This window comes from Lyngbya sp. PCC 8106 (genome assembly GCF_000169095.1).
GTDB lineage: Bacteria > Cyanobacteriota > Cyanobacteriia > Cyanobacteriales > Microcoleaceae > Capilliphycus.
Map to the genome: position 1 here is coordinate 1 of NZ_AAVU01000037.1, position 24,276 is coordinate 24,276.

Consider the following 24,276-nt stretch of genomic DNA (forward strand, 5'->3'; position numbering starts at 1 on the left):
AGTGCGACTTGTATATGTGCAACAGTACGAGTGCTATTAAATACTAGAACTGTTGCGCCCGGTTTGCAGATGCGGAATAATTCCTGTCCCCATTCAAAACACCACTTTTCATAATCTAAAATATTCTCGCGGTTTCGCTCATACCACCTCTTGTTTCTAACACCACCAGCTAAACCGCTTCCATAAGGAATATTTTTGACGAGTGTTTTACTCTCTTTCGTATTAATTTTATCAAGTCGCCTCTGAATTTCTGGATTATTCCATTTATGACCGATGAATTCATAGTTATAAGGTGGATCTGTTATACTCGCAGATATATAATTAGTGGGCAGTGATTTCATCACTTCCCTACAATCGCCCAACAAGATTTCATTAACGATAGGTTTTTGCACCGGGTTAGATTGGCAATAGACGAGCTAATTATAGTATTAATTCTATTGGTGTGTCAACTCTAAATAACATCTTTTTATGAACGCTACGGGTTGGATAAATTAACAATTTGTTGAGTAAACCAAGCGGCTACAGTGGTATTTTTTCATTATTCAGATATTTCATCAGCTTCAAATTTATCTCAAATCAAATTAATTTAATTAACGCTCAAAGGTCTTTGTTCTGTGCATCTTGTACACCTCCTCTATGACGACTTTACAGTCTCCACAATCTGTAGTACCGTTTCATCCACCCTAAATATAGGATGAACTTCAGGCTTGCGCCTATTGGTCATGGTGGAGTCAGAGGAAAATGATCATAGAAGTTTCAAGATCACTCAACCTAACGGAATCAAATTCCGATAAAAATTCGATGAAATGCTGACTGGGTAACTCCTGGAGTGATGTGCAGATTTTCAAAACTGCATAACTGATATACCAAGATACATATATAAAGGTAGATGGGGTCAAGCCCCATGATATCAATCAGTGGTTTACTTTAGGGAGTATCTACAATACCTACTGACTAATCGTTTTTTATGGGATTCTACTCACTCTAGCTCATCCATCAATACGATTAGCTTTCATTCAAGGTCGGTAAATTCAAATCCAACCTAACGTAGTGTATCTGTTTTTGTCCTCAGGGGAAATAGTTATGACGATTCAAGAAATGCTGAAAAAAGCTGTAACGCAAGTCGATGAGTCTATTGCCTTTCCAATTTTTCAACGAACTGAAGAATCTGTTGATGAGATTGTATTAACATCAGATGTTGATGGAGTTCGCTACTATTTAGTTCGTTCACGTCCTCAAGATTACAATCCAGTTAATCTGAGTCCTCGTGAACAGTCAATTGCTCGTTTAGTGGCTCAAGGTCTACCCAATAAATGTATTGGAAAAGAACTGGGAATTAGTCCTTGGACGGTCGCGACTCATATACGTCGAGTATTTAAAAAACTTGATGTTAATTCTAGAGCAGAAATGACAGCTCGACTGATTCACAGTAATTTATTAGAAGGTTAATTGATATCGTTTTGCTTTGATTTCAAAGGGATTACGCTCTCTTGAGTGAACAAAAATTGCAATCTTTCTGCAAACCCAATCGGTGTAAAACATTCACTCATCAACTTCACCGACGGGGAATAAGTAATCCCAAAATCGCCCAACTTTTTTAATTTTTTTGAAGTTTGTCTCAGACGTATTGTTCGGTCTAATCAGCGGAAAATCACTCTATCAGTTGATGCCTTTAAAATTAGAAAACTATGCACTTTAAAGACGTACAAGCTACACTCGTTCGATCTCTAACGACGCTGAAAGGAGCGCTTTCTCTAATTACTAACCCTAGCAATACCACTTCTGTTTATGAGTTAGAGGATGGCTTGCGCTATAAGAAAGCAACTCGACTCTCGATTGAATTTATCAAGTCACAACCCGAAATTAAACCCCTACTCACTGAACGTTATTTAGTTGGTGATCCGGATCTGGATGCTTTGTTAAACTATCCTCAAAATTCTTTGGGTTATCGTTATGCGTCACACTTGAAAGCTTCCGGTTTTGACCCTCATTTTTACCGAGATATCAAAGTAGAAGACGATACCAGTTATCTGTTTTTACGACGCCGACAAACTCATGATATTTGGCATATTATTACTGGGTTAGGGACGGATGTTGCTTCTGAAGTTGGGCTGAAAGCTTTTGAACTCGCTCAAACTCGTAGTCCTTTATCGGCTTTACTCATTGCGGGTGGGTTAGTCCGAACGTTATTTGACAGCCCAGAAGAACTTGGATATCTACTAGATAGAATTGCAGTTGGATATCGCATGGGTTCTCAGGCTAAACCCTTTCTTGCTCAAAAATGGGAGCAACATTGGGAAAAACCAATTGAACAATGGCGCGAAGAACTGAATGTACAAGTTCCCCCAGCTTACACGCCTTAATCTGTTCTAGATTAGTATTATCTATTATTCCACAGAAAGCACTTTTTTGTAAACGCGATCGCAGCGTTCAGTTTCGACTCCTGTTGTGGGTTGGTAGCCATGACTTTCATAGAGTTGAATGGCTACTGTTAAAACACTTGCTGTTTCTATCCAAGCTTCTTGAAACCCTTTTGCTTTTATTGTCTCCTCTAAATGAGTCAATAAAAATTTCCCTAAGCCTTGTCCCCGTACTGTTGGGAGTAAATACATTTTACGAATTTCAACTGCATTTTGACCTCGTTTGATTGGATAATAAGCAGCAGTTCCCACAATTTGATTCTGATGTTCTATGACCCAAAATTCACCCCCGGTTTGCTGATAAAACTGCTCAACATGGTAAACATCTTGATCGGCACCTGTCGGTTCACATCCTAACCCATATTCACTTAAAATGGATGCAATTAAGTTGAAAGCAATTTCGCGATCGCTCTTTTGCCAAGACCGAATGATAAACTGTTTATATTCAGTTTTCATGTTAATTTTTTTGACTCTCAAACTTAACTATGAATTCTTGGTTTTGGAAACGGATTTGAGAGAATATTGCTCTCTATTTCTGATAGTTCTTCTAAGCGTTCATTCACAACTTCTGTTTCAAAGTATGTTGTCGCTAAAATCCAATAATATCCATAATGTCGCGCTTCTGATGCCATTAACCCTCGATAAAACTTAGCTAGTTCTACATCAGGACAATGCGTTCCTAATAAGCCTAAACGTTCGTGACTGCGAGCTTCTATCAAGCTATAAACTAATAAAAAATCAAGCATTCTTTGCGGTTCGTTACGGCGAATTTGTTTATTGAGTTCTGAACCATAGGGTGGTGCATCTAAGCGGGCTAAGGGAATTCCGCGCCGTTCTAACCATTGATTGACTTGTTCAAAATGTTGCAGTTCTTCTTGAGCAATTGCGGTTAAAGTTCGGACTAATTTTGTACTGGAAGGATAGCGAAACATCAAATTTAAAGCTACTCCTGCGGCTTTACGTTCGCAGTGTGAATGATCCAGTAAAATTGTGTCTAAATTTGCTAACGCTTGTTCAAGCCAAGCGGGAGAAGTCGGTTGTTTGATAAATTTAATTCGAGAGACTGTGTTTGTATTCATAATGGTTTTTTTGCAAAAGATAAATCACGAAGTCAAAAGCCAAGAGGTAATTCTGAACGGGTGACTGTTCTTATTCTGCCATGCGATCAAGTCGTTCTCGAATAGAAAGATTCATTAGCGATCGCAAAAACAAAAATAAACCGAATCCCGACAAGCTTAAAATCGCCACAGCCCAACCGTGATAATTGCCGATTAACAGGGCAATTCCACACAATCCGGCAAATCCAGTCCAACAGGCATGAATCAAGCTTTTCAGAGCTAAATTGACTCGTCTCAAAGCACGTTCACCTTCTATAGATCGGACTCTAACGCGCAATTCTCCTTCTTCGATGCGTTGTTCAATGCGTTGAATTAACTGTTCAGATTTACTCGGTTGTTTTAGTTTGAATTTAACAAATTCTCTAGCTTGTCGAGCCAATTCTCCGATAGAATTAGTTTGACCTGGAAGTGTGGTTAAACTTTTGACAAAAGGGCTTGCACAGACGACTAGATTATATTTAGGATCTAAAGCCCGAGCAATTCCATCTAATGTGGTGAGAGATTTTAAAATAAATGTCATTTCAGCCGGAAGCCGAAAAGGTTGTTGTTCAAACATGATATAAACTTCTTCTTTGAGTTGATTAAAGGCTTGAAAATCAATCGGTTTTTCGGTGAATTCTTCTAATAAGAAGCGAATCAGTTTTCGGATAGGTGTCATATCGGGAACCGGATCAATTAAACCAATTTTAATCAAACTATCGAGAACCACATCTGTATCTTTTCTCATGACTGCAAAAAATGTCCGAATCATTTCGCCTTTTTCCAGGGATTTAATCTCAGCCATCATCCCAAAATCATAAAAAATCAGATTACCTTGTTGATTGATCGCAATATTACCGGGATGGGGATCAGCCTGAAAGAAACCATCCTGCAAAATTTGTTTTAGATAGCAACAAATTCCAATTTGATTAATTCGTTTTGTATCAAGTCCACAAGCTTCAATTTGTTTCCGGTTGTCTATTTTGATTCCGGGTAAATATTCCATTGTTAAGATTTTATGACTAGAATATTCCCAATAAATTTTAGGAACCACAATGTCGGGAAAGTTTTTGAAGTTTTCTCGAAATCGATCTGCATTTTTCCCTTCCTTAATATAATCAATTTCTTGATAAAGGATAATAAAAAATTCATTATAAATAGATTCAATATCATATATTTTAGCCCAATCAAAAAATCGATAACAAATATTAACAATTTTCCGAACGGCTTCCACATCAAGGTCAAATAATTGCTTTAAACCCGGACGTTGAACTTTGACAACCACATCTTCTCCAGTATGCAGTCGAGCTTTATGAACTTGTCCAAGACTGGCTGCTGCTAAAGGACGTTCATTAAAATCTCGATATAAACTAAACAACGAATTACCTAATTCTGACTCAATAATAGCAATCGCTTCCGCTGTCGAAAAAGGAGGAACTTTGTCTTGTAACTTTTCTAATTCTTCTACATATTCTATCGGTAAAATATCTGCCCGAGTCGATAAAGCTTGGCCAATTTTAATAAAAGTCGGGCCGAGATCGAGCATGGTTTTCACTAACCATTGAGCGCGTTTCCGCTTTTGTGGAGAGCTATTATTGATGATAGTCCGATCCCACCACAGGAAGAAAAGATATTTCCCAGCAGCAGTAAAGACATCAATTTGTCGAGTCAGAGGAGAATATCGGGTTCGCTGCCAACGCAGGGGCTGGGAAGACTTCTTGATGAGCATAGGTCGGTTGATGGGAGTCTGTTAATTCTAAAATGTAACCGCACCGCTCCAATCATAACAGTCGCCAGGCTCTACAGTGAACTGGAAACAGCGAACAGGTAAAAGGCAAGAGGTTATGTGGCAATTGGCAGAAGTGAATACGTTGACATCCTCTCCGTCGTAAACAACGGAGATTCCAAACATCACTGTCTGGGCTTCCTCTTTCCACGAGCTGACTTACTAGGTTGAGTTTCCCCAACAGAGCAGAGGGCATTCTCTTCAGAGGCGTTAATTACCACCTGCCCGGCGGTATTTGATAGCTGTTTTAATGCAGATTTCAATATATTTCTGGCGGCATTTTTATCCCGGTCAGCAATATATCCACAGTGAGGGCATTCATGGGTTCTCGTACTGAGAGTTTTTACAACTTTCTCACCACAATTTGAACAGCTTTGGGAAGTATATGCGGGTTCAACAGCAATAACTGGAACCCCATAAATTCGCGCCATATACTCCAACCATTCTCGAAATCTGTACCAAGCTGCATCGCTAATTGATTTGGCTAGATGATGATTTTTAACCATGTTGCGAATCCGTAGGTTTTCAACCGCTACCAAGTCGTTAGACTGTATGACGTGTTGGGCTAATTTACAAACCCAGTCGTTGCGTCTGCGTGAAACCTTGAGATGCGCTCTACCTAATTTGTTTCTGGCTTTTTGGCGATTTTGACTGCCTTTTTGAGTTCGAGATAACCGACGTTGCAGCTTTTTCAGCTTGCGTTCATCCTTTCTCAAAAATCGGGGATTATCTATTTGATTACCAGAACAATCTGTGTAGAAATAGTTTAAACCTACATCTAATCCTGTTTGTTTTCCTGTGAGTTCTTTTTTCTCCTCTCGTTCATAATCTATCAGAAATTGAGCATAATACCCGTCATGTCTTCTAATTACCCTCACTCGTTTGATTTGTTTGAGCTGATAATAGTGCAGGTTTCGGCTTCCCCAAAGCTTAAACGTACCCGCTTGAAACTTGTCGGTAAACGTTAAATAACGCCTATCTTCCGAAAGTTTCCATCCTGATGTTTTGTATTCAACAGACGCTCTAACTTGATACTTTTTAAACTTTGGGAATCCTTTGGAGCCTGGTATTTTCTGCTTGCAATTCCGATAAAATCTTTCAATTGATGCCCAAGCTCTTTCTGCGTGTGCTTGTCGTGCCATTGAGTTTAACTTTGATGCCCAGGGAAATTCTGGGTTGTCTGACAACAGTTTGCAGTGCTTGTAGGCATCGTTGCGACTTTTAACTTGACCATCTAACCATGCTCTGATAACGCTGTTGCGAACAAATAGACCTGTCCGAATGGCTTCATCCAAGCTTCGGTACTGGCAATATGTTCCTTGCAGCTTCATTTCATATACGAGCATAATTTGTCGTCGTCGCTGACGATAACCCATCATAGCACGAACATAATCCGTCGTGAACGACGGGGCTTTTGACCCGCTTTTTTTGGTAAACTGTAAATACTGGTCACTGTAAACGGGTCACTGTAAACTGTAAACTGTCTCATCCTCAACGATACCCCGAAATTCAGCCTTTTAAGCCGAATAGGGGTGCATCATCGGTTTCTCAGGGGAGTCTCCTGATTCAATGCCCTAATTTTCAAATCCTCTTTATGAAGCTTCGTTCGTTTTTGACAATTTTAGCAGTCAGTTCAGTCCTGATCCTGCTACTGAGTATCGCTATATTTTATAAATTATTAGGTCAAAGTCCACTTGTGGCTGTAACCGGGGGAGTAACAACAACACCCACGGCGGCTATTTTTGTTCCTAAAACGGTTCCGGTGATGGTATCATTGCTGGTGAATCCTGATCGCATTGAAGCTTTTGAACAGGTTCTGACTCGACCTCAAGACCGTCCGCGATCGCACGCTGAATTTAACCGCATCAAAAAAACTCTCCTCGCGAATACCCATCTTAACTACAATCGTGATATTAAACCCTGGTTAGGCAATGAAACGACTGTAGCGTTGATGACCACCGATATTGATCGCAACCTCAAAAATGGCGAACAACCGGGCTATTTATTTGCGTTATCTGCTACCGATGTCAAACTCGCCACGACAACTTTAGCTCAGTTTTGGCAGCAACAACAGTCAGGGGGAGTTGATGTAGTTTCAGAACCCTACAAAGGCGTTAAACTCACCTATAGCCAACCGGATCAAAATGGATCTCGTCCTTTAAGTACAGCAATTTTTAATCGTTTTGTATTAGTGGCAAATTCCCCAAAGATTTTACGAGAAGCGATTAATAATGTCCAAGCGGCGAGTTTAAGTTTGAGTCAATCTCTAGCCTATCAACAAGCCTTAGAACAACTTCCTGAAAGTCGAGTGGGCTTGGTATTTTTGAATTTAGGGCGTTGGGGGTTGGAGTTGGAAAATCCTATTGTTAATCTCCCTTCTCAGCCCAATTTAACCTTGTCTCTGGGTTTGAGTCCTCAAGGATTATTAGCGCATACCGCTTTAGTCAAGGGAGAAGACAAAGACGGAAAATCAGTAGAACCTGCACTTTCTGAACCTATACAAGCTTGGCAATATATTATCGGAAAAAGTGGTTTTGCGATCGCTGGAACGGATCTCAATCATCTTTGGGAACAACTTTCTGTCACCTTAGCCGGAAATTCTGGACTGGAAAATTTAGTCAATCAGCCAATTCGTGTGATTAAAGACATTTGGAGGTTAGATTTACCCCAAGATATCTTTAATTGGGTGACAGGAGAATATGCTCTAGCGATGATTCCGCCAACTCCTGAAAAGCAAAAACAAAAACCCGATTGGATTTTTGTCGCAGAACGATTTTCCCCTCAAGCTATTGACGCGATCAAACATTTAGATGAACTCGCCGTAGAGGAGGGATATAGTTTAGGAAGCTTTGAACTAGGAGAACGCACCCTCAGCGCTTGGACAACGTTAAATCCGGTTCCCTTACCCACAACCCCAAATGTCAATCCCCAAGTGTTACAAGCCAAACCCAAAGGAGTTCATGCGACTGTCGGGGAGTATGAGATCTTTACCACGTCTGTAGAAGCAATGGATCAAGCTTTGAGCCTGGTTTCCCAGAAAACTTTACTCAATGATCCAGAATTTAAAATAGCCTTTCAACAAATACCAACGGCTTCAGATGGCTATTTCTTTCTAGATTGGGAAGCCAGCGTGGGATTTCTCAACCAGCAAATTCCCTTGTTAAGATTGTTAGAGTTATCTGCAAAACCGTTCTTTGATCACTTGCGATCGCTAACGATTAGCAGTGCCGGAGCAGTAGAGGGAGTGGCTAAGGCGACGGTGTTTATTCGACTCAAATAAAATCTCTCAAAAATAATATTAGATATCTTCCTCACCCATAAAGGGAAGGATGATTGGAACCACAATAGGTTAGCACCGGGGTTTGGTAGGGGAGTTTGGACATCATCGTCGCTCCCGCTTGAGCGGAGAATTTCCGATATTGGCTTCCCCAGCCTTTCTCATTGTCGAGGATAGTGCTGAATAATTTTTCCACCTTGCGACTCACCCGATAGATCAAGAGGGAAATCCGAGAAGGAGAAGGATGAAGTTGGATCAATCCATTGGCTTGTAATTGTAAGATAAAATCCATTAAATCGCGATCGCACTGACGAGGATCAACCTGATATCGAGATAAAATCGCCTCCCGAATTTCCTTAATGGTACGGGGTTGAGAGAGTAACATTCTCCAAATTGTGGCTCCGACTGATTGAGAGCCGTAGTATTCTTCAGTTGCGAGATCTAAAATAATAACTTCATGGTGAAGTTGCGAAGAACGCTGAGTTTTAGCGGTATAGATAATAGAGGTTTCTTCGATCATGGGCTGACTATTTTAATGAGGTGACTCGAGAATTTACTGCTATGACAAAAAGATGATTCCAACAATAAATGCGTGTGTCGCACCCTGACCGTGTAGTTTTATTGTATCTAAGCGATCGCCCAGTTTACAAGCCCTATGGAGTTCTCACGAGAAAAACTTTAGAACTAGGGTGATCGCTTTGTTAACCAAAAGGAGACTCAGACGGAAAGTTAAATCAGATCAGGAAATACATCTCGGACAGCGGGGTGTACTAATTGATGATTTTCGACATTTAATCCTTTGGCTAAAGCCGGATTGATCGTTAGAGCTTTGATGCCATGATCAGCTAATTGGAGAACATAAGATAGAGTGCTATTATTTAATGCCTGTGTTGCTGTCCACGGAACCGCTCCGGGCATATTAGGCACACCATAATGAACAACACCTTCTTCAGTATAAGTCGGATGAGTATGAGATGTCGGATGTAGAGTTTCCACACATCCCCCCTGATCAACTGCGACATCAATGATCACAGAACGAGGACGCATCTGAGCGACTAAAGAACGGGGAACAAGAGTCGGAGCGCGTCGTCCTAAAACCAAGACGGCACCGATCAGCAGATCAGCATCAGGAACCATTTTCTCAATTTGAGAGGGACTGCTGTAGAGAAGTTCTACTCTCGATCCAAACAGCGTTTCTAAATAACTCAAACGCTCAACACTAATATCCAAAATCTGAACTTGAGCACCCATTCCCACTGCAATTCGTGCCGCTTCCGTTCCGACAACACCACCCCCGAGAATCACAACTTTACCGGGTTTTACACCCGGAACTCCACCGAGAAGGACACCGCGACCCCCTTGTTGACGCTCAAGGAAGCGGGCGCCAAACTGCACGGATAAACGACCGGCAATAATACTCATTGGAGTCAGTAAAGGCAGTTTCCCATCGGTCAGTTCTACCGTTTCATAGGCGATCGCACAAACCCCGCTACCGATGAGGTTTTCTGTCAGGATACGGTCAGCCGCCAGGTGAAGATAGGTAAATAAAAGTTGACCTTTTTGAATCAAGGGGTATTCTGAGGGGAGCGGTTCTTTCACCTTGACTACCAGTTCACGGTTCCAAACGTCTTCGGCGGTGGAAACGACTTCTGCACCTGCATTTTGATAATCCTCATCGGTAAAGCCTGCTCCCACTCCGGCGGCGGTTTGAACAAATATCCGATGACCTCTTTCAGTACAGACTCGAACACTACTCGGACTTAAACCGACTCGAAATTCTTGATCTTTTGTTTCTTTGGGAATACCAATTTCCATCGTGCGCTACCTGAACGGTTTGTCATGGTTAGATTGTAGAGTTGATCTGGAGAACTGGTTATCGATTACAGGAACAATCAAAATCTTTGGGCCATGACCCCTAGACATCTGACAGCTTTCCTGTAGAATCAGAACAAAAATTAAAGATTGTCAACTTACCGTTTAAATTATTGGAGGGTAGACCCATTAAACTCGCTCTCAGCTCATCGAAAGTCACATCTGCGTCCGATCCGAACCAACCTGTCTTGCAGGTGTCAGGGCGCTCTCAACTGCAAGGACACGTTAAAATCAGTGGAGCAAAAAACGCGGCTCTGGTGATTTTGGCGGGTGCATTACTTTGTCCCTCTGATTGTCGCATTCGCAACGTTCCGTCTCTGGTTGATGTCGCTCGGATGGGGCAGCTTCTCGCCTCTGTTGGAGTGAAATTTGAGCAACAGGGCGATATCATTGATATCAATGCGGCTCAGATTTCTACTTCTCAAGCTCCCTATGAATTGGTCAGCCAGTTGCGAGCCAGTTTCTTTGTGATTGGGCCTCTACTGGCGCGTTTAGGCGTGGCTAAAGTGCCGTTACCGGGGGGGTGTGCCATTGGTGCAAGACCTGTTAATCTTCACGTTCAGGGACTCCGTGCAATGGGCGCTGATGTTCATATCGAACATGGGGTGGTTCATGCGGCAGTTCCGGGAAATGGTCGCTTGAAGGGCGCGAAAATTTATCTTGATTATCCTAGTGTTGGGGCGACTGAAACCCTGATGATGGCTGCGACTCTGGCCGATGGGGAAAGCATTATTGAAAATGCGGCTCAAGAACCCGAGGTGGTTGATTTAGCCAACTTCTGTCGGGCGATGGGGGCGCGTATTAGTGGGGCTGGCTCCAAAACGTTAGTGATTTCTGGTGTTCCCCGTCTCCATGATGTCGATTACACGATTATTCCTGATCGGATTGAAGCGGGAACTTTGTTGATTGCTGGGGCGATTACTCGCTCATCGATTCTTCTTTCTCCTGTGATTCCTGACCACATTACGGCGGCGATTTCCAAACTACGGAAAATTGGGGTTCAAATTACTCCCGAAGGGCCTAACGGCATCCGCGTCTCTCCTGGAGAACAGCACCTGGCAACTGATATTGAAACTCTCCCTTATCCTGGTTTTCCGACGGATTTACAAGCTCCTTTTATGGCTTTACTGACGCTGTGTGAAGGCAATAGTTTGATTACAGAAACTGTTTTTGAAAACCGTTTGCATCATGTTCCTGAACTCAATCGGATGGGGGCAGATATTCGGGTTAAGGGAAATACAGCGATTGTACGGGGGGTACCGATGTTATCGGGCGCTCCGGTGATTGGTTCGGATCTACGAGCAACGGCGGCTTTGGTCTTAGCTGCTTTAGCCGCAGAAGGAACGAGTACAATTCAAGGCTTACAACACCTTGATCGCGGTTATGAGAAGTTTGAGGAGAAGTTGAAAAAATTGGGTGCGAATATTGTGCGGATTGAGCCTTCTGTTGAACCTGAAAAGGTCTAATTCTCTTCGCTGTTGTTTTGATTCCCCTGCCTGATGGTTTGGGGATTTTTGCTTTTTTTGGGGCAGATGTTGAACAAAAAATCAAGTGTATGCACGAGTTAACCCCTACAGACCAGTTTAAGCCATCAGTCAGGCGTTGTCAACCCCCCCCAAAAAAAGCCGATTTTTTCACCGAAAACCCTGCACAAAATGTGATTTTTGTCAATGCCCCAACCTCAGACCTGTAGAGATAGAGGGTAAAACTCGTGCATCGTCAACTTGCATTTTTCCCTTAAACTCCCCTAAAAGCGACGATATTATGGGGTTTATCAGGTTTATTTTGGCAATAAGATAGAACAAGCCTGTAACTTTCATTTTGTTCACTCTACCAGAACCCCGATTCTGCTGTCAAATTCTTGAGAAGATTTAGCGATAAAAATGTAATCATTCTTAACAAGTTTTTGAATTTTAAAACTATTAATCTGTAATTGATTGGAAAAAGTTATCATAAAACGGGGTATTTTAGGGAGAGGGGTTAGGGAAGTTGATCGATAAGTAATCAAATTCGGCTTAAACTAGAAATTGGTTACGAGTTTTTCAACTCAACTGACTTTCGCGTTCCGTCATTATCTTGAGATTGCACCGATTGATTCCTATGACTCTTTCTACACTGCCTTTACTGGGCTTAAAAGCTGACCATTTTCGTCATCCCCTCGACCAACAAGCGACGAGTTCCCTCAAGCAAATTCCAGGTCTAGATGTCTTTGTGCGTCAGTTTCTCGGTTCTTTGGGTGAACGGTTTTTTTATTTGGAAAATATTACTTCTAGTGTTTTGGTTGGCGAACAGCAACTTCCCCATCTTCATCAACTGCTGTTGAATGCTTGTCACACGTTGGATTTGGAACCGCCTCAACTCTATATTCGCCAAAATCCGGTTCCCAATGCTTATACGTTTGCGATGCGGGGTGAAAAGCCTTTTATTGTTATCCATACGTCTTTAATTGAACTGTTGACCCCGGAAGAAATTCAAGCGGTTATTGCTCACGAATTGGGTCATCTTAAGTGTGAACATGGAGTTTACCTAACGTTGGCTAATTTGCTGGTTTTAGCCGCAGGACAGTTATCCCCTTGGGGTGCGGTTCTGACTCAAACTTTACAGTCTCAGATTTTAGAATGGTTGCGTTGTGCAGAATTCACTTGCGATCGCGCCGCTCTTTTGGCAACCCAAGACCCGAGAACGGTGATGTCGGTATTGATGAAGTTGTCGGGTGGTTCTCCGACTTTGGCTTCTCAATTGAATCTGGATGCGTTTTTGGCTCAAGCTTCTGCCTATGATCAGATGAGTCAAGATGAACTCGGTAGTTTGCTCAAAGAAGCTCAATCTTCCCAACTGACTCACCCTCTCCCGGTACTGCGGGTGCGAGAAATTGATCGCTGGTCTAGCAGTCCAGATTATCAAGACTTGTTGAAAGGGAACTTAAGGGTGTATAATAACAAAGTTACCCAAAAGGGCGGGTGGCGAAATTGGTAGACGCACCACACTCAAAATGTGGCGATGAAAGTCGTGAGAGTTCGAGTCTCTCTCCGCCCATAACATCTAAAACCTGAGCCTGAAGGTGTTTCAAGTTTTAACTCAAGTTGAGCTACTAACCTTTTACCCAATAATTACCCAATTGAGCTAAGTGCTGTTTTTCCCCGTTGGCGAACGCTAACGTCTCATCACCCGAAAACGGTGAAGTCTTCAGGGGTCAGTAAACTCGCTTCAATATTGTTGAGGATAGCCTGCGGGGTTCCATTTACTTCTATCACGGTAGAATTCTCAATGGAAGTTAAGGTTAGTTGCTCGAAGGTTAAGCCGCCATCAAGAACAATAACATCCTCACCGTCCACAAAATCAGTAATCAGATCAACACCATATCCGACAACAAGAACAAAGCGATCGTTTCCGTCTCCACCTACGAGGGTGTCAGCGCCAATAGCCCCGACTAATAGATCGTTTCCATTTCCCCCTGTGAGTTGATCGTCGCCTTCTCCGCCATCGAGGGTATCGTCGCCGTTGTCTCCAAACAAAACATCATCACCCGAGTTTCCGTCAAGTAAATCATTTCCCTGACCCCCGTAGATGAAATCTTGCTCGGAGTTCCCAGAAATTGTATCATTATCCTGGTTGCCAAAGAGAATATCGTTATCCTCGTTTCCTTCGATTAAGTCTGCCCCGAGATTACCAAACATGGTATCATCTTGAGCGCCTCCCCGCACTTGGTCGTCATTTTTTCCGCCATAAATTTCATCCTCTCCCCCGGCGCCATCGATGAGATCTTCGTCTTCGTTACCATTGATCCAGTCATGATCGCGATCGCCAGAGAGGATATCATTTCCTAAGTTCCCGAAAGTCCAATCATTTCCCGATCCACTGCGAATTTGATCATCATTTTTACCCCCTAGAATTGTATCATTTCCATCTTTGGCGTCAATGAAGTCGTTATCTTCGTTACCATTAATTTCGTCATTATTTTCTGTTCCTTGAATATAATCTCCTCCTTGTAACCCGAAGACAATACCCGTCTCGGTTGTACTTGCAATGATCGCATCGACGTTATCGGTGGGTTCCGAGGAGGTGGAGATATTGAGGTTAGGCGGTTGTAAGTCAGGAAAAGCGATCGTTGGAATTAAATTACTCGGATCGAAAATATCAAATACCCCATCATTATTGCTATCTGAACGAGGTTCGGCTATGGGTTCTGATGTAGTCGGAGTTTGTATCGGAGTTGGACTCGGTTGAGGTTCGGGAGTTGGTTGAGGTTCGGGAGTTGGTTGAGGTTCGGGAGTTGGTTGAGGTTCAGGAGTCGGTGTACTGCTTAAGTCAAACTGATCGCTAACACTGGCGTTACTGGGATCTGTCGCTGAAACTGCGATCGCAAGAGGAGTAACAGAATTAATGTTAATAATACCGCTAATTATACCCGTTGTCGGATTAATATTCAAGCCGTTGGGAAGTGCGATCGCCGAATAAGTTAAAACATCGTTATCAGGATCACTGAAATAACCAGAAACATCTAAATTAAAGGCTTGATTTTGTTGAAGATTAAATTGATCGGGAATTTCTTCAAGGAGTTCAGGAGTATCATTAACAGACTCAACAGTTAGCTTAACTTCTGCATTAGCAACACTGCCTTTACTATCAGTAATGAGATACAAGAAACTATCTTCACCAAAATAATTAAGAGCAGGTGTGTAGGTAATCGTTTGACCATCTTGACTAATTTCTACGGTTCCACCTTGAGTTGTAGCTTCAGGAAGAATTGCTGTAATTTCTCCCTCATCACTTATTTCTAGACTGTTTGCTGCGGTGATAGTGAGAGTGTCATTGATATCATTATCTTGATCATTTTCTAGTACATTAATTGTAATTGCAGTATCTTCAAGTGTGGTGATATTTTCGTCAGCTTCGGCGACGGGATTCGTATTATTAAGATCGAGTTGGAATGTGGGGTCTTCAGCAGTAGCGGCTTGAATTTGAGTCGTTAAAGCTTCACCTGTATGGTTGGAAATTGCCTGTTCAATGGATAACGTTCCGGCTCCCACTTGTTGCAGATCGCTGGCGGTTTCTCCTTGAACGACTTGCTGAATTTTAGCGATTTCTGTTGCTTTTTCAACTAAACTTAGATTGTCGTTAGCAACAATATCATCAATACGGATATTTCCCTCGGCGATAATATTAGCGACACCTGCGGCTACATTGGCTTCAATATCCGGGTTTATACTGATAATTAGGGTTTGAATTTGAGTCGCATCGCTAACATTTAGGGTGCCATTGGGTTGATTAATTTGTTCGAGGATTTTGTCTAAAATGCGATTGGTTGCTTCGTTAATATTGCCTTCTGAAGTGCTGAAAAACTGACCCAATTGAACTAGGGTGTTATAAATTTGAGCTTGTTTTGTAAATACGGTTAAACCGTCTGTATTTCCTTCGGAGATTTCTTTGAGTGCGTCAAATTCATAGAGATTAATATTTGGAAGATTTAAAGCGGTTTTAACTAGAGTTTGTGAGGCTTCGGGGTTAACAGGTTCGGCGAGTAAACGAACTAAAGTTTCAAAAGGATTGTTAACAAGTTGCGAGAAACCTGTTGCTAATTCTACGGGTTCAAAAGCAGAAACTTCGACAATTTCTCCTTCGTTGGGGTCTAGTCTTCCGTTGGTATTGGTATCAAATTGTTCGACGGGAATTTCTAGGTCATTGGTGCCGTCTGCTTGTTGATAAACAAAGGGTTCGTTAGCATCTTGAACGCCGTTATAGTTAGCATCAAAGAATACCCAAGAGCGAATCATTTGTTGACGTGCGGTGTCCGCATCCAAAAAGCTAGAAGTATTCGTTAAAATGCTATCAATGCTTTGATTTTGATTGATAATTTCTGCAACGAGTGTTGTTAAAATATCAGCATCAAGATTTATATTTTGGTCTATTTGTGTTAAACTAGAAATAGCATTTTCAACTAAAGTTTGAACAACCGTTTCATCAGTTAAGTCTGGTGTTTCTCCGTTTTCGATCAGAGTAGCAACGGGTTGAAAGACTTCTTTGGCAATGGCTGCTGTTGTTAGGGGTGAAGACGGTTCGCCTTCGTCGAATTCTTCGTTACTATTGAGGTCAAGAAAACGAACGCCACCGTTAACCGATGTATTGATAACTTGGGGTTCTTCCGTGTCAAATTGACCGTTATTGTTGCTGTCGAGATAAAGTAAACCCGCTTGATTTTTGACTTCTGCTGAATCAATTTCTAAACCGATAAACGGCGTTTGGGAAATTTTCCGAGTGGCTGCAATAACCAGGTTTTGCAGTTGAACTTGTAACGCTAAAACGACCATTTCTACATCGATGGGAATATCTGCAAAAAGGTCTAATTCTGCGGGGAGACTGAAAGCATTTTTAACTTCTATTTTCGCCGCTTCAAAGTCGGGGGTTAACTGTTGAGAAGCGATTAAAGTTAGAGGGGAAGCAATGGTTGCTGTGGGTGTGGTTGTAAGCGGAACAATTTGATTTAGGAACGTGGAAGTATCAACCCCGTTAACAACAATAATTCGACCTTCATCGGCATCAATAACGCCGTTTCCGTTGGTGTCAAATTCATCGAAAATATTGAGATTGTAGCTACCATCGGCATTGGTAAAGGTGCTAGGTTCGCTAAACGGTTCGCTGAAGGGTTCGAGAAGTTGAACGGTTTCTCCGGTGTCGAGATCGGGAGCGGAAAAGGTATCTCGAATACCGTTATTATTGACATCTTCAAAGTCACGAACGCCGTTATTATTGAGGTCTGCGTAGTCTTGAATGCCGTTAAAATTGGCATCTAAAAATACAGTTCCTCCCAGAATATAACCATCCTGAACTTTGCCAATACTACTATTCCCAATTTTGAACTCGGCGAGGGGAAATGTAGCGAAATGTTTATCATAAACGGTTCCCCCAAATATTTTAACTTCCGCACCCAGAAAAGCGTTAACCTCTCCCAATAAACTCAACAAATCATCAAAACGGGGTACAATTTCAGAGATAGCATGAATGCGACCATCATCGGTTCCATTCGCTTCGCCACTATCAACTAAATCAAGGTTAAATAACCCTTCAATTCCGCCTTTTAGATAACCCGAAGCCGCAACAATATCTATACCCGCTCCCGCCGCAATAGTTGCATTCAGTTTCACTTCTGCAACGTCATCACCCGTACCATCTGGGTTTTCGCGATCGCTAATATAAAACCCATCTAAAACCCGGTAAGCTTGATCAAAAGCAAAATCTTTTGCTCCCCACTGACGCAAACCAAAGGTATCCATTCCAATCGCAAAATCAGCAGAAACACCAAATTTTCCTTCTAATAAACCGCGAATTGGGCCGTAAACGGGGAAAGTTTTCTGCACACTAACATCAAAGGCAACTTCGGGAACATCAAAGGTAAATAAAGAGACATCTTGACCCAAGAATAACGCGATCGCATTGGTGGGATTTTTAAGAATAGGAAAGTCAAAAAGCGGTTCGTCGCTACCATCCCCAAAGGTGACAGTCTTAGTAAATTCTGTCACCGATTTCTGACTAGAATTACCGGGGTTTTGGATAATCTTATCCAGTTCAGTTTGTAAGTTGGTAACTTGTTGTTCAATATCGTTTAAATCAATATTGCTAAAATCAGCAAATTCCGATAACGGTAAGCGTTCTGCGAAGTCCGTTAGAAATTCTATTGCTTGTTGTTCGGCGGTATCTGTTGTGTTTTGTAAGAGATTTTCGAGTTCGTCTTTGAGAACATCAACGTTTTGTTGAAGGTTGAGAATATCTTGTAAACTGGGTAAATTAATATCTCCGGTTAAACTTTGAATTAATTCAACCGCTAGCTTTTTAGCATTATCAGAGGTAGTTTGTAAGATATTATTTAATTCAGCTTCGATAACGTTGATATTTTCCTGAATTTCGGGAACATCTTCGAGGTTGGGTAAAGAAGTATCTTCGATTAAATTCTGGAGATATTCAACCGCTTGCTGTTTAGCATTATCGGTTGTGGTTTGTAAGATATTATCTAATTCATTTTTAAGTAGATTAAAGTTTTGTTTGATATTGAGAATATCATCAATCTCGGGTAAATTTAGACCCCCGGTAAATTCATTGATAAATTCTGCGGCTTCCCGTTTAGCGGTGTCGGTTGCCGTTTGTAAGATTTGGTCAAGATTGTCTTTGAGGCTGGCTGTATTTTGGGCAATATTCTCAACTTCACTCAGACTTAAATTGCTTAAATCCTGCAATTTTGGCAAACTAAAATCACCCAACGGAATAGCAATATTTTCTCCTGCGGGTAAACTATTAATCTGTTCGATAAAGTTGCTAACTTTAACAAAAGTCTCTAAAAACTTAAAAATACTCGGGGGAAGTTCGTTACCCAAAGTTCGCAAAATCACATCAGCAAGTTCGATAGTTGCAACTTCGCCATCGCCACCATCGGGAGTGGGTAATTTTTTATCGAAAAATCCATCTAAGCCAATTTTTGAGAGTAATTTTGTATCTTGAACCAAAACATCAACCAGGGGTCGGAAGGGGTCTAAAACTTGATCAACTTGTTTGACAATAGGTTTAAAGAAGTTACTGACAAAAGTACCCAAATCAATCTCAACATTTTGGAAACTAATTTCAGGGGTTTGGGGAGGAGTAAACTGAAATCCGTCTACTTTTAACGCATCAAATTCTCCGACTAACTCCAAATTAAAAGCGGGAATTGCAGCGTTACCGGAGATGCTTGTCTTGGCGTTTAACCCCACTTGTGCATCGGCTTCGATATCGAGTTCAAACAGATTTTCTAGACTGGCTTGATTGTTATTTCGCAGTGTATTAAAGCCTTTTAATTCCGTCAAAGTTAGGCGGTTTCCATCGCCGGAATCTTCAATTAAATTCCCCTCTGAATCGAGGTCAATATCTTCTAATGCAAACTTGGCATTAAGTTGGGCTTGGGTGTTTTTGGTTTCGCCATTTTCTGTATCTTCCGCCCCATTTTCTACATTTAATTCTAGGAAACCTAGCGTTGCTTTGGTGTTAAAATTATCATCAAAACCCACAAACGCATCGGCTGTAATTTGGGTTTCTTCGGTGTCAACAAAAAAGCCAAACTCTTGATGATAGCCAAATTTTAACCCCAAATTATAGTCAAAATTGGCTTCGGCTTTTCCTTCAATTTCTAACCCCAATGCGGGTAAACCAAAATCTTTGGATAAATTTGCTGTGGTTTCATAACGATTACCCAAATCAATATCAAAAGCAATTTCTTCGGGGAGGGAAGATGAAATCACCTCAACATCGGGGAAAATTGTCTCTAATTTCTCTTTGAGTAAGTTTTCTAACTTATTTTGAGTGAGGTTTGCGGTGCTTTTAATGGCGTTAACAATATTATTTTTTAACGTCTCGATAAACGTCGGTTCAGAACCGCTGAGGGAACCAATAATCGGGAGGTTTGTATCTTGAAACATCTCCCGCAAACTTTCGGCGATGCGTTCTAATATAAGTTCTAAACCGTCTGCAATTTCCCCGGAATCAAAAGTTGGTTCGCTAATTTCTACGGTAACTTCTGGGAGGGGTTTTCCATCGATTTCTAGACCGTTATTGTAGGGAGAATTTGCATCGCTACTACTCGAACTGTGGGTAATAATTTGTTCGGGTGTTCCCGCTTGGCTATCATCCAAACCAACAACAGTAATAACTTGTGATTGGTTCCAGTTTGTCTGATCAAAGGTAATTTCAGTAATCGGATTTTGACCGGAATCAAGCAGTTGTAAGTTAGTATTATTAAAGTTGGGAGTAATGGTAACGGTTTCGCTTTCTCCGGGTGAACTCGTCAGAGAAATTTGATAACGATCTGTTTTATTTGTGTCTACAGGTGTGGCGTTTTGTTCGACAACTTCGGTACCGTTTCCGGTTTCTAGAACTCGCACACCCGGTACATCATCATCGGTGATAATTACACTCTGAGGGTCAACCGTTCCGATGTTATATCCGGTTCCCGTTTCTAACTCAATGGTAACAGTTTCTCCGCCTATTTCTGTGAATAAATCTTGAATTGGGGTAACGTTGATGTTAACTCCGGTTTCTCCGGGTGCAATATAAACAGAACCGGATTTTTCAACCGTATCTAAACCCACAATAGTATAATCTGTTCCCGCAGTTGCTACCCCGGAAACAGTATAATTAACGGTTAATCCTTGACTGGATGCGGGATGATCTAAAGATAGTTGAAATACACCGGGAATGATACTTTGTTCGCTACCATTTCCAACAGCTTCTAGGCTAACGGTGGGATTATCATTGTCTGCAATATCAACATTAATTTCCCCTCCCAAACCTGCATAAAGCGGGTCATTACTGTTTGCAATATAGCTAATATTGCTGAGATGTTCGCCTTCTACAACGTCATCATCAACCGCTTCTACTGTTACAATTTGCGGTGTACTTGCATTTTCTGGCGTAAAATTCAAGGCGATGGGTTGTCCAATTCCATTCCCGATATCAACTTGAGAGTCTGGCGTAATATTAACGACAACATCATCAATAGGAAAACCTGTTAATACAACTTCAAAGCTATCTGTTATTCCATCTTCGCTAACTTCTGTACTTCCATTTGACTGTGTAATTAAAACATTTTCGGTTTCATCATCGATATTTTTAACCGCGATTTCTGCAACGTCTAACTCGCTATATTGAACGTCCTCAGTGCTAATATCAGTTTGAATGGTAAAATTGCGATCGCCATCTCTTTCGCTATCATCAACCCCCATTACTGTCACTGTTTGAAATTGATTCCAGTTCCTAGAATCAAAAGTAATAGAAGGGGTTAAAAGTTCTCCTTCGGTTGTATCTGAACTGGTGAAATTGAAAGTAACAGGTTGTTCGGGTTCGCTATCAAGTTTAACGGTAAAACTTGCTTCTCCTCCCCGTTCATTTGTATCACCATTAATTTCAGAAATGCTAATTCCAACAGTATCATTATCAGTAATCGTTAGAGTTGCAGGATTGGTATCAATCGTATAAATTGCACCCTCTGGTTTTTCATCGGAAAGGGTAATTATAACGGTTTCATTCCCCTCGTCAATCAGATCATCTAAGGTTTCTACCGGGATAGCTTGGCTGGTTTTTTCAGCGGGAATAGTAATCGAAGATGATAAAATAGAAGAATAATCCGATCCGTTATTTGCCGTTCCGCTAACCTCATAAAACACCTCTAATTCTAAAGCTTCTCCATCACTTCCTAAAGGCGGATTTTCTAACAGTTCCCCCGTGTCTGGGTCGGCTAAAAAGATGCTAAAACTTCCCGAATTCGGCCCATCTTCCGAAGGATTACCAATTGTTCCAAGTTTAACAATAGGGAGTTTTTCGTTATCAATAATTGCTAATGTTGCTGTGGCTGCATCATCTTGAACCGCATAATTTTCTAGATCATCAGGTTCAATTAGACTAATTTCTAGGGTTTCTTCCCCTTCAATTAAAGAATCATCAACGGGTTCAATATTAATTTCAGCAGTCGTTTCTCCTTCGGGAATAATAAAAGAACCAGAAGGAATTTCTTCACCGTTTAACGTGGCGGTATAATCATCTAAAGAAGCGGTTCCTGCGAGCGTATATTCAACCGCAAGTCCGCCAGCAGGAGCGGGTTCAGTTAACGCAATATTAAACGCTTCCGCAACTTCATTTTCTTCTGTTGGATTGTTTCCAGCCGTGACACTCACTTCCGGTTCGTTATCATCAATGGTGAGTGTTGCAGTATTAGAAAACCCAATGGTATAAAAATTAGGATTTCCGGGTTCGAGAGTTAAAACAATTGTTTCATTGGGGTCAAAACGAGTATCATCTAAAATTGTAACCGGAATTTCTACTTGAGTTTCACCCGCAGGAATTGTAACACTTTCAGCAATAGTATAATCTGTTCCCTCTGTTGCGGTTCCAGCTATGTTAGAATTAACTTCTACATCATTAGCAAAAGTTTGATTGAGCGTCAGGCGAAAAGCTCCATCTGTATCCGGTTCAACAGGGTTGGTTAAGTTAAAAACTTGCAGTGTAGGAAGGGTAAGATTACCAATATTTCCGAATACATTATTATCGGCTGTTGAGGCAAAATTTCCATTGTAAGTTGTACCGACAGCGCTAACAGTTGCACCATTTCTAACAAAAATTCCCCCACCTCGACCTTCACCATTATTCGCCCCCGTTCCTTCCTCTGCACGATTATTTTCAAAGTTTGTGTTAATTAGGTTTAAAGAAGCACCGGAGTTAACAAAAATTGCCCCGCCTAAACCAGCGCCGCCGCCTCCTCGACCCCCGTTTCTGCTACCACCGCCCCCAACACCGGCATCACCATTTCCGCCAAATTCTCCTTCTGTTCCGCCAGCACCACCGCTACCATTTTCGTCACCACCAATAATGTCTATATCTTCACCACCGCCACCACCGCCACCGCCACCGCCTCCGAAGCCGCCGTTACCTCCATTACCGCCATTACCTGCTTCATCTGGGGCTGTAGTTCCGCCACCGCCACCGCCACCGCCACCGCCGCCAGCGCCAAATTGACCCTCACCTCCTGGGCTACCGTTATTTTCTGTTCCTCCTCCAGTACCCCCAGTTCCAACAGCAAAATCACCAGTCTCATCTTGACGACCATTTAAGCCGCCTCCATTTCCCCCTGCTTCACCACTTTTCTCGTCATCCCCTCCCCGTCCCGCACCATTAGGTGAACTTCCCCCTATGGCTTGGTTATTGCTAAACTCAACATTCTCAACTGTGACGTTTCCGCCGTCGATATACAACGCACCACCAGCGCCCAAACCTCCGCCACCGCCTGTTAAACCATCGCCTCCTCTAGCGCGACCATTCTCAATAGTGAGGTCAGATAGAACAATTGTTCCGTTAACAATGCGAAAAATTTGTGTGTTATTTCCTGCATCAATTGTGTTACCATTGCCGATAATAGAAAGGGATTCACCATCTTGAATATCAATCGCAAAGGAGTTAGTAAATCCGTTAATATTACCTGTTATAGTAATTTCATCAGCTTGAAAGTTATTCCGGGCTTGATTTAGGGCATTCGTTAGGTCTGCGGCTGTGCTAACTGTAAAGTCTGCTAATACATTATTATAAGCCTCCATCGCTTCAATTTGTAGGGCGAGAGGCGCATTAATTAACCCGGTTGCATATTCTAATACCCAGTCTCCGCCAAGATTTGCATTTCCGGTTAAATCCTCTGAGGAAGCGACGTCTAACCCTGTTATCTGACTCAACTGTTGTATAAAATTTTTCCCTATATCGGACGCAGCAACGTTACAGCCTAAAAGTAATATATCGCCATTTTCTGTTAACGCACTTCCCCACTGACTCAACTGTGAAGTGTAGCTATTAATATTTTCGGAACTTAACGCTGTTGCGCCCAAATTTAACTGTCCATCGCTGCCGTGAGAAACAATTTGAACGCTTTTAATATCAGTTCGTCCGGCTAATGTTTGGGTAATTTGTTCGATACCATTTTGGGAGGAGTCCAGAATTATAACTTCTGTGTTGGGTGCGGTTTGTTCTATTAAGCTTTGATAGTTGTCAACCTGAGAGTCAACAAAAACTAAACTTGTCGTTTGGCTATTAATACTCATTTTCTTTAATCTGATTTTTAATAGTTAGATGTGAAAGGTTTAATTTACTCTATTTTCTATATTTTGTCTTGTCATATTGAAAATTTTAACCTTTTTTTATAGTTTGTATGTAGAAATGAAAAGAAATTCCAGACAGGGGAACAAAAAAATACTCCTTCTAAGCCTGATCGTTTATCCGCATTCATCCCCCCATTTACCGAAGTCGATAGCCATGAAAAAATTAAAC

Annotated in this window: 13 protein-coding genes and 1 tRNA gene; 6 read left to right on the forward strand and 8 right to left on the reverse strand. The window is 41.7% G+C overall.

The window, feature by feature from the left end; genetic code table 11:
* A partial coding sequence (locus L8106_RS21195; RefSeq protein WP_039896897.1) for a DNA methyltransferase occupies nucleotides 1–392 on the reverse strand: 392 nt, incomplete at its 3' end.
* 691 nt (nucleotides 393–1,083) lie between these two features.
* Here L8106_RS21195 and L8106_RS21200 point away from each other — a divergent pair.
* Nucleotides 1,084–1,449 carry a response regulator transcription factor gene (locus L8106_RS21200; RefSeq protein WP_009786503.1) on the forward strand — a complete coding sequence of 122 codons (366 nt, stop codon included), beginning with the start codon at nucleotides 1,084–1,086 and terminating at the stop codon, nucleotides 1,447–1,449.
* Between the two features lie 239 nt (nucleotides 1,450–1,688).
* Nucleotides 1,689–2,363 (forward strand): Coq4 family protein, encoded by a 675-nt coding sequence (locus L8106_RS21205; protein ID WP_009786504.1) that lies wholly within the window; start codon nucleotides 1,689–1,691, stop codon nucleotides 2,361–2,363.
* A gap of 24 nt (nucleotides 2,364–2,387) precedes the next feature.
* Here L8106_RS21205 and L8106_RS21210 read toward each other — a convergent pair whose 3' ends face one another.
* The 4 genes from L8106_RS21210 to L8106_RS21225 form a co-directional block, all read right to left on the reverse strand.
* On the reverse strand, nucleotides 2,388–2,876 hold the full coding sequence (locus L8106_RS21210) for a GNAT family N-acetyltransferase (RefSeq protein ID WP_009786505.1): 489 nt from the start codon (nucleotides 2,874–2,876) through the stop codon (nucleotides 2,388–2,390).
* A gap of 23 nt (nucleotides 2,877–2,899) precedes the next feature.
* Complete coding sequence (locus L8106_RS21215) at nucleotides 2,900–3,499, reverse strand: tRNA-(ms[2]io[6]A)-hydroxylase (protein ID WP_009786506.1); 600 nt, start codon at nucleotides 3,497–3,499, stop codon at nucleotides 2,900–2,902.
* Nucleotides 3,500–3,569: 70 nt separating this feature from the next.
* Nucleotides 3,570–5,246, reverse strand: a complete 1,677-nt coding sequence (locus L8106_RS21220) for an AarF/ABC1/UbiB kinase family protein (protein ID WP_009786507.1) — start codon at nucleotides 5,244–5,246, stop codon at nucleotides 3,570–3,572.
* 182 nt (nucleotides 5,247–5,428) lie between these two features.
* Nucleotides 5,429–6,649: an RNA-guided endonuclease TnpB family protein gene (locus L8106_RS21225; protein ID WP_039896898.1), complete on the reverse strand. Its 1,221-nt coding sequence runs from the start codon at nucleotides 6,647–6,649 to the stop codon at nucleotides 5,429–5,431.
* 248 nt (nucleotides 6,650–6,897) lie between these two features.
* On the opposite strand from L8106_RS21225, the gene L8106_RS21230 reads away from it, so the two are divergent.
* Entirely contained in the window at nucleotides 6,898–8,583 is a 1,686-nt protein-coding gene (locus L8106_RS21230) for a DUF3352 domain-containing protein (RefSeq protein ID WP_009786509.1), read from the forward strand.
* A 31-nt stretch (nucleotides 8,584–8,614) separates the two neighbouring features.
* On the opposite strand, the gene L8106_RS30900 is transcribed toward L8106_RS21230, so the two are convergent.
* Both L8106_RS30900 and ald read right to left on the reverse strand, forming a co-directional pair.
* Nucleotides 8,615–9,100 (reverse strand): PqqD family protein, encoded by a 486-nt coding sequence (locus L8106_RS30900; RefSeq protein WP_009786510.1) that lies wholly within the window; start codon nucleotides 9,098–9,100, stop codon nucleotides 8,615–8,617.
* Nucleotides 9,101–9,309: 209 nt separating this feature from the next.
* Nucleotides 9,310–10,395, reverse strand: coding sequence for an alanine dehydrogenase (gene ald, locus L8106_RS21240; protein ID WP_009786511.1), 1,086 nt, complete (start codon nucleotides 10,393–10,395; stop codon nucleotides 9,310–9,312).
* Nucleotides 10,396–10,565: 170 nt separating this feature from the next.
* On the opposite strand from ald, the gene murA reads away from it, so the two are divergent.
* The 3 genes from murA (at nucleotide 10,566) to L8106_RS21260 (ending at nucleotide 13,488) form a co-directional block, all read left to right on the forward strand.
* Nucleotides 10,566–11,918: a UDP-N-acetylglucosamine 1-carboxyvinyltransferase gene (murA, locus tag L8106_RS21245; protein WP_009786512.1), complete on the forward strand. Its 1,353-nt coding sequence runs from the start codon at nucleotides 10,566–10,568 to the stop codon at nucleotides 11,916–11,918.
* A 634-nt stretch (nucleotides 11,919–12,552) separates the two neighbouring features.
* A complete protein-coding gene (locus L8106_RS30905) occupies nucleotides 12,553–13,428 on the forward strand; it encodes a M48 family metallopeptidase (RefSeq protein WP_009786514.1) in 876 nt (291 codons plus the stop codon).
* Nucleotides 13,407–13,488: transfer RNA gene (locus L8106_RS21260), tRNA-Leu, on the forward strand. Before L8106_RS30905 ends, L8106_RS21260 begins: the two co-directional genes overlap by 22 nt.
* A 128-nt stretch (nucleotides 13,489–13,616) precedes the next feature.
* Here the strand turns inward: L8106_RS21260 and L8106_RS21265 are convergent.
* Nucleotides 13,617–24,050, reverse strand: a complete 10,434-nt coding sequence (locus L8106_RS21265; protein ID WP_009786515.1) for a DUF4347 domain-containing protein — start codon at nucleotides 24,048–24,050, stop codon at nucleotides 13,617–13,619.
* Nucleotides 24,051–24,276: the final 226 nt, after the last annotated feature.